7 protein-coding genes are annotated in these 13,288 nt (G+C 73.6%); 3 read left to right on the plus strand and 4 right to left on the minus strand.

Annotated features, from left to right (window positions below; genetic code table 11):
• Window position 1: 1 nt before the first annotated feature.
• Both ACIO9J_RS29600 and ACIO9J_RS29605 read right to left on the minus strand, forming a co-directional pair.
• Complete coding sequence (locus ACIO9J_RS29600; protein ID WP_402006136.1) at window positions 2-181, minus strand: MbtH family protein; 180 nt, start codon at window positions 179-181, stop codon at window positions 2-4.
• Window positions 178-7,437, minus strand: a complete 7,260-nt coding sequence (locus ACIO9J_RS29605) for an amino acid adenylation domain-containing protein (protein ID WP_402006139.1) — start codon at window positions 7,435-7,437, stop codon at window positions 178-180. Before ACIO9J_RS29605 ends, ACIO9J_RS29600 begins: the two co-directional genes overlap by 4 nt.
• Before the next feature lie 71 nt (window positions 7,438-7,508).
• On the opposite strand from ACIO9J_RS29605, the gene ACIO9J_RS29610 reads away from it, so the two are divergent.
• Complete coding sequence (locus ACIO9J_RS29610; RefSeq protein ID WP_402006142.1) at window positions 7,509-8,669, plus strand: M20 family metallopeptidase; 1,161 nt, start codon at window positions 7,509-7,511, stop codon at window positions 8,667-8,669.
• Here the strand turns inward: ACIO9J_RS29610 and ACIO9J_RS29615 are convergent.
• Complete coding sequence (locus ACIO9J_RS29615) at window positions 8,659-9,651, minus strand: ABC transporter substrate-binding protein (RefSeq protein WP_402006810.1); 993 nt, start codon at window positions 9,649-9,651, stop codon at window positions 8,659-8,661. The genes ACIO9J_RS29610 and ACIO9J_RS29615 overlap by 11 nt on opposite strands.
• A gap of 148 nt (window positions 9,652-9,799) precedes the next feature.
• Here ACIO9J_RS29615 and ACIO9J_RS29620 point away from each other — a divergent pair, with 148 nt between their 5' ends.
• Together ACIO9J_RS29620 and rho are read left to right on the plus strand one after the other, a co-directional pair.
• Window positions 9,800-10,594 (plus strand): ABC transporter ATP-binding protein, encoded by a 795-nt coding sequence (locus ACIO9J_RS29620; RefSeq protein ID WP_402006145.1) that lies wholly within the window; start codon window positions 9,800-9,802, stop codon window positions 10,592-10,594.
• Window positions 10,595-10,850: 256 nt separating this feature from the next.
• Complete coding sequence (rho, locus tag ACIO9J_RS29625; RefSeq protein ID WP_402006148.1) at window positions 10,851-12,008, plus strand: transcription termination factor Rho; 1,158 nt, start codon at window positions 10,851-10,853, stop codon at window positions 12,006-12,008.
• On the opposite strand, the gene ACIO9J_RS29630 is transcribed toward rho, so the two are convergent.
• A complete protein-coding gene (locus ACIO9J_RS29630) occupies window positions 11,995-13,278 on the minus strand; it encodes a M6 family metalloprotease domain-containing protein (RefSeq protein ID WP_402006151.1) in 1,284 nt (427 codons plus the stop codon). The two genes, rho and ACIO9J_RS29630, sit on opposite strands and share 14 nt — an antisense overlap.
• Window positions 13,279-13,288 lie beyond the last annotated feature (10 nt).

Here is a 13,288-nt window from a genome sequence, read left to right on the forward strand (position 1 = left end):
TTCACCGGCTCTTGACCCAGTCGAGGGCGTCCTGGCGCGGGCACGGGCCGTGCTGGGCGGCCCAGCCTTCGGGCACCGCGGCGAAGAGCGGCCACAGGGAGAGCTCGCCCCGGTCGTTGGCGAGGACCAGGAACTCGCCGTCCGCGTCGAAGGGGTTGGCGGGGGCTTCGCTCGTCGTCACTGCTGCTTCTCCAGCTCGGTCAGTCGGTCGGCGACCACGCGCGCGATGTGCGCGATCGGTTCGGGCAGGGTCATGTCCTTGTGGGAGCAGGCCACGTTCGTGTTGGCGATGCCCCCGTTCACGTACGGCGTCCAGGTCTCGGGCGTCAGGGTGTCGTCGATGGTGTCGACCGTGGCGCGGAAGAACAGCACGTCGCCGTCGAAGCGCCGGTGGTCGTAGGCCCGTACGAGATGGTTGGTGTTGAGGTAGATGTCGCGCAGCGCCTCGAACGTGGCGGGCGGCAGCGCGGCGAGCGGGCTGCCCTCGCGGCGCAGCACCTCGATGACGTTCCCGGTGGTCAGCTCCTTGCCCGCGAGGCTGTCGGGGCCGTAACCGCCCATGGTGAGCAGCGATTCGAGCGCCTCGGCCTCGTCGGGGACGGGCAGCTCGCGGAAGCCCTCGGCCGGGTAGGCGTCGAGGATCGCGAGCAGCTCCACCTCGTGGCCCGTCTCCTGGAGGTGCGCGGCCATCGCGTGGGCGATGATGCCGCCGGTCGACCAGCCGAGCAGGCGGTACGGGCCGGTCGGCTGGACCTCGCGGAGGCGGGTGACGTAGTGGGCCGCCAACTCTTCGAGAGTGTGAGGGAGTTCGGAGGTAGCGGTGGCCGCACCCACGCCCTGCGCCTGGAGGCCGTAGATCGGTACGTCGGCCGGGAGGTGGCGGATCAGGCCCGCGTAGCACCAGCTCAGGCCGCCCGCCGGGTGGACGCAGTGGACGGGGGCGCGGTCGCCGGGGCCGGCGGGGCGCAGCGGGAGGAGGACGTCCAGCGGGTCGTCGCGGTGGCCGGATCCGGCATCCAGCGCCGCGTCGAGCGCGGCGGGTGTCGGCGACTGGAATACCGTGCCGATGGAGACCTCGGCGCCGAAGGCCGCCTTGACGCGGCCCGCGAGGCGCACGGCGAGCAGCGAATGGCCGCCCAGGTCGAAGAAGTTGTCCTCGACGCCGATCCGGTCCGCGCCCAGCACCTCGGCGAAGATCGCGCAGAGCTGTTCCTCGCGGGGGGTGCGCGGGGCGCGGCCCGCGGCGGCCGACGCGGGGCGCTCGGGGGCGGGCAGCGCCTTGCGGTCCAGCTTGCCGTTGCTGGTCAGGGGCAGCCGGTCGAGCAGGACGACGGCCGAGGGGACCATGTGGACGGGGAGTCCGGCCGCGGTGTGCTCGCGCAGGGCGGCGGGGCCGGCGCCGTCGGCCACCGCGTAGCCGACGAGCCGCTTGTCGCCGGGGACGTCCTCGCGCACGACGACGGCGGCGTCCGCGACGGCCGGGTGGCTCGCCAACGCGGCCTCGACCTCGCCGAGTTCGATGCGGAAGCCGCGGATCTTCACCTGGTGGTCGGCCCGCCCGAAGTACTCGAGGGCGCCGTCGGCGCGGCGCCGCGCGAGGTCGCCCGAACGGTACATGCGGCTGCCGCTCTGCCCGAACAGCGCGGCGTACGGGTCGGCGACGAAGCGCGTGGCGGTCAGGTCGGGACGGCCCAGGTAGCCGTCGGCGAGACCCTCGCCCGCGACGTACATCTCGCCGGTGACGCCGGGCGGCACGGGCTGGAGCCGGTCGTCGAGGACGTAGACGCGCAGGTCGGGAATGTTCACGCCGATGGTGCTCGACGTGGAGGCGGCGGCGGTCGCGCGGTCGAGCGCGAAGTAGGAGACGTGCACGGTGGTCTCGGTGATGCCGTACATGTTCACGAGCGTCGGGCCGTCGTCGCCGTGCCGCGCGTACCACTCGTCGAGGCGGCCCGGTTCGAGCGCCTCGCCGCCGAACACCACGTACCGCAGGGCGAGTTCGGTGCCCGAGTCGTCCTCGCGGTCGGCGGCCGCGAGCTGGTGGAAGGCCGACGGGGTCTGGTTGAGGACGGTGACCCGTTCGTCGGCGAGCAGCGTACGGAAGGCGCCGGGGTCGCGGCTCGTCAGATGCGGTACGACGACGACCTTGCCGCCGTACAGGAGCGCGCCCCACAGCTCCCAGACGGAGAAGTCGAAGGCGTAGGAGTGGAACAGCGTCCAGACGTCGTGCTCGTCGAAGCCGAACCAGTGGTCCGTGGCGGTGAGCAGCCGCGTGACGTTGTGGTGGGTGACGACGACGCCCTTGGGGCGGCCGGTGGAGCCCGAGGTGTAGATGACGTAGGCGGGGTCGCGCGGGGTGAGCGGGCGGGTGCGCTCGCTCTGGCCGAGGGGTCCCGTGCCGTACGCGTCGGGGGCCTCGCCGTCGACCGCGACGAGCGGCAGGGCGTGCGCCTGGGCGGGCAGCCGGGGCGCGGTCGCGGTGTCGGTGATCAGCGCGGCGGGCCGTGCGTCGTCGAGCATGTAGGCGAGCCGGTCGGCCGGGTAGTCCGGGTCGAGCGGGAGATAGGCGGCGCCGGAGAGCGCGACCGCGAGCAGGCCGGTGACCAGGTCGGCGGAGCGGGGCAGCGCGAGCGCCACGATCGAGCCGGGGCCGATGCCGCGCGCGGCGAGCAGACGTGCCAACTGGTGTGCGCGGGCGGAGAGTCCGGCGTAGGTGAGGGTGCGGCCCTCGTGGCTGACGGCGGTGCGGTGGGGGTGGCGTGCGGCGGCCCGCTCGTAGACGTCGGCGAGGGTGGTTGAGGCGGGACTCGCCTTGTGGTGCTGGTTGTTGGCGGCCACGAGTGCCTGGTGGCGCTCCGCGTCGGAGAGCAGGGGGAGCAGACCGAGGGGGGTGTCCGGGGTCTCGGCGGCCGCGGTGAGCAGCCGGGCGAGCCGCTCGGCGAGGCCCTGCGCGGTGGCGCGGTCGAACAGGTCGGTGCGGAACTCCAGGAAGCCGGATATCCCGCCGTCGCCCGGGAGTTCGCCCGCGTTCAGGGTCAGGTCGAACTTCGCGGTGCCCGAGGGCACGGCGCCGAGCCTGGCGGTGACGCCGGGGCCGAGCGCGAAGTCGCCGTCGGGCAGCGACTGCCAGGCCAGCATCACCTGGAACAGCGGGTGCCTGGCGAGCGAGCGCGGCGGGTTGAGCTCCTCGACGAGCTGGTCGAAGGGGAGTACGTCGTGTTCGTACGCGGCGAGCGTGGTGCCGCGCACGCGGTCCAGGAGCGTCCGGAAGCCGGGGTCGCCCGAGGTGTCCGTGCGCAGGACGACGGTGTTGGTGAAGAACCCGACGAGCCCCGCCGTGGCGTCGTCGTCGCGCCCGGCGACCGGGGTGCCGAGGGGGATGTCGGTGCCGCAGCCGTGCCGGGTCAGGAGCGCGGCCAGGCCCGCCTGGACCGTCATGAAGACGGTGGTGCCGGTCGCGGCGGCCAGGCGCTTGAGCGCCCGGTGGGTGTCCGGGGCCAGGACGAAGGGGACGGTGTCGCCCGCGGAGGTGGCCACCGGCGGTCGGGGCCTGTCGGTGGGCAGCTCCAGCTGGTCGGGCAGGCCCGCGAGGGCCTCCTTCCAGTGCGCGAGGTGCCGCTCGGCGAGACCCTCGGCGAGCAGCTTCTGCTGGTGCGCGCTGTGGTCCGCGTACTGGAGGGGCAGCGGTGTGAAGCCGGGTGCGCGGCCCGCGGCGCGGGCGGTGTAGGCGGTCGCGAGGTCACGGGCCAGGGGTGTGGTGGAGGCGCCGTCGCCCGCGATGTGGTGGAGCAGCAGGAGGAGGGTGTGGCGGGCGGGGTCGGCCGGGTCGGTGAACAGGGTGGCCCGCAGCGGGGGTTCGTCCGCGAGCTCGAAGCAGTGCCGCACGGCCTCGGTCAGGGCGCCGTCGGTGAGCGCCGCGCGGTGCAGGACGGGGCGGGCCAGCGGATGGTCCGCGTCGAGGATTCGCTGGTGGGGGCGGTCGTCGGCGTCGGCGGACCGGGCGTCGTCCGTGACCGGGTAGACCGTTCTGAGGGTCTCGTGGCGGCCGGTCAGGTCGTGCAGGGCGCGCTGGAGCGCGCCGTGGTCGACGGGCCCGTCCAGGGTGAGGACGAGCGGGATGTTGTAGGTGGGGCTCGGGCCTTCGAGGCGGTGCAGGAACCACAGGCGCTGCTGCGCGGGGGAGAGGGGGAGGGTGTCGGTGCGGGGCACGGGTACGGGCGCGGTGGCGGCAGGGGCGGTGGCGGCCGTGGCGCCCGACGCGTGCAGGACGGCGGCCAGGGCGGCGGGCGTCGAGGCGCGGAAGACGTCCGCGATGCCGACGGCGGTGGTGCCGAACCGCTCGCGGACACGGGCGGCGAGGCGGCCCGCGAGGAGCGAGTGACCGCCGAGGTCGAAGAACCCGGTGTCGGGCGCGGGCCAGCCGGGCTCCAGGCCGAGGACGTCGGCGAAGAGGCCGCAGAGGATCTCGGTGTGCGGGTCGCCGCCGTCCGGGCCGCCGCCCGAGCCGTCGTCCCGCGTGGTGGGGGCGGCGGGTGCCGGGTCGGGCAGGGCCCGGTGGTCCAGCTTGTCGTTGGCGGTGCGCGGCAGTTCGGCGAGGAGCGTCACGGTGGCGGGGACCATGTGCGCCGGGAGCGTCTCGGCGAGGTGGGCGCGCAGTGCGTCCGGGGTGACGTCGGCGCCTTCGCGCGGCACGGCGTAGGCGAGGAGGCGCTTGCCGTGCGCGGAGTCGCGGGCGATCACGGCCGCCTGGGCGAGCGCGGGGTGGGTGGCCAACCGGGCCTGGATCTCGCCGAGTTCGATGCGGAAGCCGCGGATCTTCACCTGGTCGTCGCCGCGCCCGAGGAACTCCAGGGTGCCGTCGGGGCGCCGCCGCACCAGGTCGCCGGTGCGGTACATGCGGCCGCCCGGGTCGTCGTGGAGCGTCCCGAAGGGGTCGGCGACGAAGCGTTCGGCGGTCAGTTCGGGGCGGCCGAGGTAGCCGCGGGCCAGACAGGCGCCCGCGACGTACAGCTCGCCGGTGACGCCGGGGGGCGTCGGGCGCAGGCAGGAGTCGAGGACGTAGACGCGGGAGGCACGCACGGGGCGTCCCGTGGTGGTGCCGTCCGGCTCGGGCAGCCAGTAGTAGGCGTCGACGGTTGTTTCTGTGGGGCCGTAGAGGTTGGTCGGCCGTGATCCCTGGACCTTGGCGAGGCGGTCCCACAGCGGCGTGGGCACGGCCTCGCCGCCGACCACGACGACGGCGGGGTGGTGCCTGCCGTCGTCGAGCAGGCCCTCGGCGATGAGCGCCTCCGCGTAGGAGGGGGTGACGTCGAGGTAGTCGACGCGCTGCTCGTCGACGTACGCGGCGAGGGCGGCCGGGTCGCGGTAGGTGGCGTCGTCGAGCAGGTGCAGCTCGTGGCCGTGGACCATCCACAGGATCGGGTCCCAGGACGCGTCGAAGGCGAACGAGGCGCTGTGCGCGACCCGGAGGCGGTCGCGTCCGGTGCGGGCGACGGCGGGCGCGACGTGGTCGTCGGCGTGCCCGGCGAGGAGGTTGGCGAGCGAGGCGTGGGTGACGAGGACGCCCTTGGGGCGGCCGGTGGAACCGGAGGTGTGGATGATGTAGGCGGGGTCGGTGAGCCGGGGCGCGGTGGCGGGCGCGTGCGCGGGGAGCGCGGCGATCGCGGCGGCCGTCTGCGGGTCGTCGAGGGCGAGTTCGGGCAGTCCGTGCGCGGGCAGCGCGGCGAGGGTGGCGCGGGTGCCGATGACGTACGCGGGGCGGGCGTCGGCCAGCACGTCCAGGGTCCGGGCCGCGGGGTGTCCGAGGTCGAGCGGCTGGCAGACGCCGCCCGCCTTGAGCACGGCGAGCAGCGCCACGAGCGTGTCGGTGGAGCGCGGCAGGGCGAGGGCGACGGGCGTGCCGGGGGCCAGGTCCGCGGCGAGCCGGTGGGCCAGGCGGTCGGCGGCGGCGTCCAGTTCGGCGAAGGTCAGCGCGGCACCCGCGCCGCGCACGGCGACGGCGTCGGGGGTGCGGGCGGCCCGTGCGGCGAACGCGTCGGGCAGGGTCCGCTCGGCGGGCGGCTCGGTGCGGCCGGTGGTGGCCGCGCGTATCTCGTCCGGGGTCAGCAGGTCGAGGGTGCCGATGGTGCGGTGCGGGTCGGTGAGGAGCAGCTCGGCGAGCTGGTCCAGATAGATGGCCAAAGTGCGCTCGTGACGGGCGAGTTCGGCGTCCGTGTAGCGGCCTGCGTTGGCGTCGATGCCGATCCGGAGGCGGCCGTCGGCGCGCGGCGACGCCCCGACGGCGAGGTCCTCGACGGGGCCCGCGGCGAGGTTGTGCACGGTGCCGGTCAGCGCGCCGAAGTCCAGGTCCGACTCGAAGGGCTTGATGTTGACCATGGGCCCGGTCAGCGGTTCGCCCGCGGTGCCGAGTGCGAGGTCGCGGCGCAGGTCGGCCTGCGGGTAGCGCTGGTGGCGGCGGACCGCGCGGACTTCGAGGACGACGCGGCGCAGGAGTTCGGCGCCGGTGTCACCGGGGCGTACGGCGATGCGCAGCGGCAGGACGTTGACGGTCATCGCCGGGGTGCGCAGGGCGGCGGGGCCGCGCCGGTTGGTGAGGGGCAGGCCGAGCACGATGTCCTCGGCGCCGGTGACGCGGTGCAGATGGCCCGCGGTGGCGGCGATGACGAGCTCGGCCCAGGTGGCCTTCACGGCCTGCGCGGCGCGGGTGAACCGGTCGACGGAGCCCTCGGGCAGGTCGGTGACGCGGCGGACGAGCGCGTCGCTGCCGGTGGCGTCGGGGCGGGCGGCGAGGGTGGCGGGCGTGGTGTGCCCGGCGGTCCGCTCGGCCCAGAAGGCGCGGTCGGTGGCGTACTGCTCGCTGCCCAGGTAGCGGGTCTCCTCACCGGTCAGCTCGGCCAGGGGCGCGAACTGCCGGGCGGGCGGCTCCTGTCGGGCGGCGAGCGCGGTGTACAGCTCGGCGACGCGGGCGCCGATGAGGTGGAGGGCGTAGGCGTCGACGGCGAAGTGGTGGACGCGCTGGTACCACCAGTGCCGGTCGTCGGCGACGCGGATGAGGGCCTGGGTGACGAGCCCGCCGGTGCCTCTCTCGCCGGTGAGGTCCACCGCGCGCGCGAGGTCCGCGCGCATCCACGCGTCGGCGGCCGCCTCGGGGTCGGGTTCGGCGCGCACGTCGAGCCGGTGCAGGCGCACGGGCGCGGCTTCCGGGTCCACGGTCTGCCAGGGGTTGCCCTCGGCGTCCTCGGTGACGCGCAGCGCGAGGGTCTCCGCCTCGGCGACCGTGCGCAGCAGCGCGGTCTCGAACAGGACCTCGTCCAGGGGGCCTTGGAGCTCCACGCGGTCGGCGGTGTTGAGCGCCGTGCTCAGCGGGGCCAGCTGCTGCGCGTAGAGGATGCCGGCCTGCGCGGCGAGCAGGGGAAGGCGATCAGGTCGCTGATGCATGTGTGTGACGACTCCCGTGAACCTGAACCTACCAGCACTAACTTAGGTTAGCCTAAGCTACCTTGCTGGTCATGGAAACGACGACCGCCCCCACCGACCTCAAGTCCGCCCTGCGCAAGGGGATCGAGGGTCATCGCGACGCCCTGCTCGTGCTGAGCTCGCGCATCCACGGCCACCCGGAGACGGCCTTCGAGGAGCGCCGAGCCGCCGCCTGGTGCGCCGAACTCCTCGGCGCGCACGGCTTCGAGGTGACCGCGCCCGCCTTCGGCCTGGACACCGCGTTTCGCGCGAGCGTCGGCTCGGGCCCCGTCACCGTCGCCGTGGCCTGCGAGTACGACGCGCTGCCCGGCCTCGGCCACGCCTGCGGGCACAATCTGATCGCCGCGGCGGGCGTCGGCGCGGCCCTCGCCCTCGCCCCGTACGCCGATGAACTGGGCCTCACCGTCAGGGTGCTCGGCACCCCGGCCGAGGAGCGCGGCGCGGGCAAGGCGCTGCTCATCGACGCGGGCGCCTTCGACGGCGTGGACGCGGCGATGATGGTGCACCCCTGCCCGTTCGAGATGGCCGACTTCCGCTCCTTCGCGCTCGGCACGCTCTCGGTGACGTACACGGGGCGGTCCGCGCACCCCAGCCTCAACCCGCACGAGGGCCGCAACGCCGCCGACGCCCTGACCGTCGCCCAGGTCGCCGTCGGCCTGCTGCGCCAGCAACTCCCGCCCCAGTGGCGGGTGCACGGCATCACCACGGCCGCCGGGACGGCGCCGAACGCGATACCGGACCGCGCCACCGCCGAGTACGAGATCCGCGCCCTGGCCGCCGAGGACCTGCGCGAGCTGCGCGCACGCGTGGAGAACTGCTTTCGCGCGGGCGCCCTCGCGACCGGCTGCGAGGTCACCCTGGAGCGGCCCGAACCCGACTACCTCGACTTCCGCGGCGACCCCGCGCTGATCGCCCTGTGGAAGGCGAACGCGCGGGAACTCGGGCGCGCCGAGCCCGTCGAGCGCGAGCCCTTCGCCTGCACGGACATGGGCAACGTCTCGCACCTGGTGCCGTCCATCCACCCCGTCCTGGACATCAGCGGCGGTGCCTGCGGACCGCACGAGCCGGAGTTCGTGGCGGCCGCGGTCTCCCCGGCGGCCGAACAGGCGCTGCTCGACGGCGCGTTGGGGATGGCGTGGACGGCGGCCGACTTCGCGACGGCCACTGCCCGCGCCCGAGCCGCTACTTCTTGAGCGCCTCGGTGTAGTCCTTCATGACCTCGGCGGCGGCCAGCGGGCCGCCGCGGGTCGACCAGACCGAACCGTCCACGGTCACGACGTGGTTCTTCTTCACCGCGCCGAGGTCCTTGTAGGCGGGCTTCTTCTGGACGTCCTTGAGGGCCTTCTCGCCGTCCGAGGTCAGGGTGGAGAGGAACAGCCAGTCGCCGTCGATCTCGTCGATCTTCTCCAGGCTGAGCGACGGGGTGTGCGCGTTGCCGTCCTTGTTCTGGTTCTTGGGCCGCTTCAGGCCCATCTCCAGGGCGACACCGCTGGCGAACTGCTTGTTCTCCATCCAGCTCGGGCCGTCCGGGTTCCAGCGGACGATGGAGACCTCGGCGCCCTTGTTCTCGCCGAGCCCGGCGCCCGCCTTCTTGGCGGCGGCCTCGTGGTCGCCGATGACCTTGTTGGCCTTGGGCAGGTCGTTGACCGCGTTGCCGATGCCCCGCAGGGTCAGCTTCCAGTCGTCGGTGGGCGCCATGGTGACGACGGTCGCGGGCGTGATCTCGCGCAGCTGCTTGAGCACCTGCTCGTCCTGCATGTCACCGGCGAGGATCAGGTCGGGCTTGGCGGCGACGACCTTGTCCATCACGGGCTGGAGCAGATTGCCGACGATGTCGATGCCCTTGACCTTGTCGGCGAGGTAGGCCGGCGGCTTGTCCAGGCCCTGGCCGTTGGTGATGCCGACCGGCTTCACGCCGAGCGCGAGGACGGCGTCCAGGTCCTCCTGGGTCAGCGTCACCACGCGCTCGGGGTGCGTCGGCACCTTCACGGCCTTGCCGGTGGCGTCCTTGATGGTGCGGGTCTCGGAGCCCGAACCGCTCTTCGCCGATGAGCCCTTGTCGGAGCCGTCGTCCGAGCCGCAGCCGGTGAGCAGCAGTGCCGCGGCGCCGAGCGCGGCGACCGTCCGGGTCGCGCGTCGGGTGGCGGTGGAGAGGGGGCGGCGGGGGACGGTCATCAACAGCTCCGGGGTCAAGAGGACATGATGAGATGGTCGTCAGCGACCATGCTTTTCGCTAAGGTTAGCCTTACCTTAGGTCAAGACCGCAAGAGCCTCAGGCCAACGTCGCGGGGGTGAGCCCCTCGAACCCGGAAAGGCACGCCCCGTGGAACTCCGCGTCGAGCAGCTCACCGCCGGATACGGCGGCGAGCACGCCGCCGTCGACAACGTCGACCTCACCGTCGAGTCCGGCAAGGTCGTCGCCATCGTCGGTCCCAACGGCTGCGGCAAGTCGACGCTCCTGCGCTGCATGGCACGGCTCCACCAGCCCACGTCCGGACGGGTGTTCGCGGGCGACTCCGACATCTGGCGGCTCAAGCAGCGCGAGACGGCGCACCGCGTCGCCCTGCTCCCGCAGTCGCCGCAGGCCCCGGAGGCGGTCACCGTCGCGGGGCTCGTACGGTACGGACGCCATCCCCACCAGGGGCTCTTCCGCCAGTGGTCCGCGCAGGACGAGGCCGCGGTGACCCGCGCGCTCGACGCCACCGGGACCGCGGAGCTCGCCGAGCGGCGCATCGACCAGCTCTCCGGCGGCCAGCGCCAGCGGTGCTGGCTCGCCATGGCGCTGGCCCAGGAGACCCCCGTCGTCCTGCTCGACGAGCCGACCAGCGCGCTCGACATCGGGCACGCGGTGGAGGTGCTCGACCTGGTGCGGGAGGTCGCCGCGGAGGGACGCACCATCGTGATGGTCGTCCACGACCTGGCCGCGGCGGCGCGTTACGCGGACGTCGTGGTGGCCATGCTCGCGGGACGGATCGTCGCCACCGGGCCGCCGCGGAAGGTCGTGGACGAGGACCTGGTGCGCCGGCTCTACGGGATCGAGGCGGAGATCCTGCGGTCCGCGGTGGACGGGGCGCCCGTGGTGGTTCCCGCGGTTCGGCCTCGGGCCGGCGTCAGCTGATCCCCGTGGGCGCGGGGACTTTCTGCCCTTGCCCCGCCGCCGTACCCATGTGTTACCTTGCGAGCAGTACGTGTGTACGCCCCGTATGCGGGGCGCCCGTACCATCACCTTTCCTCCGGTCCCGGTTCTCGGGATCTGTCAGGCCTCCGGCCTTCTCATCGCGCTCTCGGAGCGCCGTTCGGCCCGTTGTGCGGGGCGTGGTTCATGCCGCCCCGCCGGGCCCCGTCATTCGCATGTCCGCGAAAGGACCCACATCATGACTGCCACAGCAACAGAACAAGTACCCACCCGCACATCAACTCCCGTGTCCTGCACCGGAGTTCTCGACATCGCCCGGGACGGCCGCGGATTCCTGCGGGGTCCGGGCGGCCTGCCCGCCGACGGTGACGTCCAGGTGCCCGCCCCGCTCGTCCGCAGGTTCGGCCTGCGCACCGGCGACGTGGTCGACGGCGAGCACGGGCCGAAGGCCCGCACCCTCACCGGTGTCCACCGCGTCAACGGCCGCGTGCCCGAAACGTCGCGCGTACGGCGGAGGTTCGCCGACCTCACCCCGCTGCACCCCCGCGAGCGGCTCCGCATGGAGACCGCGGGCGGGCCCGTCGCGGGACGGCTCGTCGACCTCGTCGCACCCGTCGGCAAGGGGCAGCGCGGCCTGATCGTCGCACCGCCGAAGACCGGCAAGACCGTCCTGCTCCAGCAGATCGCCGCGGCCGTCGCCGAGAACCACCCCGAGTGCCACCTCATGGTGGTGCTCCTCGACGAACGCCCCGAAGAGGTCACCGACATGCGGCGCTCGGTCCGCGGCGAGGTGCTCGCCTCGACCTTCGACCGGCCCGCCAAGCAGCACATCGCCCTCGCCGAACTCGCCGTGGAACGCGCCAAGCGCATGGTCGAGGACGGGCGCGACGTCGTCATGCTCTTCGACTCGCTGACCCGCCTGTGCCGGGCGTACAACAACGCGGCGTCCGGCAGCGGGCGCACCCTCAGCGGCGGCGTCGACGCGGCCGCGGTCCAGGGCCCCAAGAAGCTCTTCGGCGCGGCCCGCCTCGCCGAGGAGGGCGGTTCCCTCACGATGCTCGCGACCGTGCTCGTGGAGACCGGATCGCGCGCCGACGACTACTACTTCGAGGAGCTGAAGGGCACCGGCAACATGGAGCTCAGGCTCGACCGCGCCGCCGCCGACCGGCGGGTCTTCCCGGCCGTCGACATCGTCCCCTCCGGCACCCGGCGCGAGGAACTCCTCGTACCGGAGACCGAGTTGACCGCCATGCGCGGGCTGCGGCGGGCGCTGCGGGGCCGGGACGGGCAGGGCAACCTGGAGGCGCTGCTCGACCAGCTCAAGAAGACCCCGGGCAACGCCGCCTTCCTGCGGCAGGTGCGCCAGACGGTGCCGGGCGCCGCTACGGCCGGGTGACGTGCACCCGGTAGTTCCCCTCGTCCGTCACGCCCGCGACCGTCACCCGTACGCCCGTCCTGCGGTCGGTGAAGGTCTCCCCGGGGCCGTAGGGCGCGTCGGAGAGCTCCGCGTGGACGTTGGGGCGGCGCGTGCAGCCGCCGCTGTCGCGCGTGGAGTCGGCGACCGTGACCGGGCCGTGGCCCGTGTCGACGTCCGCGTTCACGCGGTAGATCAGGACGCCCGGCTTGCAGACCGCCTCGTCGTTGCCGCCCGGCGTGCGCACCTCGATCGCGTACCCCGTCTTCTCGCCCAGCGGGACGAAGGCGAGCTTGGTGCCGCCGGGGCCCGCCAGCGGTGACAGGACGTGCTCGGTGGTGCCGGGGTTGGCCGCGCAGCTGATCTGGTCGTCGTCGAGCCAGCCCAGCTTCCACTTGTGCCAGGCGAGCAGATCGTTGTTGGCGCCCCAGTCCTCGCTCATGATGTCCCAGTGGCCGACCGCGCCGCCGCCGTCCTGCGTGTACAGGTCGGGCAGGCCGAAGACGTGGCCGTTCTCGTGCGGGAGCACCCGGTAGCCCGTCTCGCGGTAGCTGCCCGAGCCGTCGTCCTGGCGGCTGTAGACGAAGGACGCGTTGGAGACGGGGACCCCGTCGGCGACCGGCGCCTCGTGGTTGCCCGCGAAGGTCACCGAGAGGACCGTGTCGAGCGCGGAGGGCCCCGCGTTCGGGGTGATCAGGATGTTCACCAGGTCGTACGACCGGAAGTCCACGTCCGGGTCGGCGGCCGCCACGATGTCCTGGACCAGCTCCCGGTAGCCCGGGTCGAAGGGGGCGCCGCGCTCTATCCCGTAGCCGGCGAACGGCTTGGGCATCCGCAGCCAGTGCTCGATCGGTGATTCGGGCCGGTAGTCCAGGCGCCCGTACGAGCTGGTGCGGAACCAGTCCGAGGTCTGCGGGAAGAACTCCGCGAGGCGGTCCATGGCACTGCCCTGGCCCGGTGCGTCGGAGAAGTCGACCATGAGGTTCAGGGCCCGGACGGTGCCGGTGGAGCGCGAGTAGCCGGGCGGGGTGGGCACGCCCTCCGACATCTGCACGCCCATCGTGCCGCTGATCATGCACGGGCCGAGCGCGGTGCTGCGGGCCAGCGAGACGGGGCCCGGCGTGCTCGGCGAGTTCTCCATCAGGCGTCCGGTGCTCGCCGACGTGGTGACCGCGAGGGCGAGTGCCGTGAGCGAGACGAGGGCGACACCGCGGCGGGCGGGGCGTATCCGCCGCCAGGTCGGCTGCTGCATGCGTGGGCCT

Origin of the sequence: Streptomyces sp. NPDC087300, assembly GCF_044744425.1 — a bacterium.
GTDB lineage: Bacteria > Actinomycetota > Actinomycetes > Streptomycetales > Streptomycetaceae > Streptomyces.

What these genes read in the sequence shown, in the direction of transcription:
- ACIO9J_RS29630 (WP_402006151.1), bottom strand. Translation starts at nt 13,278, where the DNA reads ATGCAGCAGCCGACCTGGCGGCGGATACGCCCCGCCCGCCGCGGTGTC.
- ACIO9J_RS29605 (WP_402006139.1), bottom strand. Translation starts at nt 7,437, where the DNA reads ATGCATCAGCGACCTGATCGCCTTCCCCTGCTCGCCGCGCAGGCCGGC.
- ACIO9J_RS29610 (WP_402006142.1), top strand. Translation starts at nt 7,509, where the DNA reads ATGGAAACGACGACCGCCCCCACCGACCTCAAGTCCGCCCTGCGCAAG.
- ACIO9J_RS29615 (WP_402006810.1), bottom strand. Translation starts at nt 9,651, where the DNA reads ATGACCGTCCCCCGCCGCCCCCTCTCCACCGCCACCCGACGCGCGACC.
- rho (WP_402006148.1), top strand. Translation starts at nt 10,851, where the DNA reads ATGACTGCCACAGCAACAGAACAAGTACCCACCCGCACATCAACTCCC.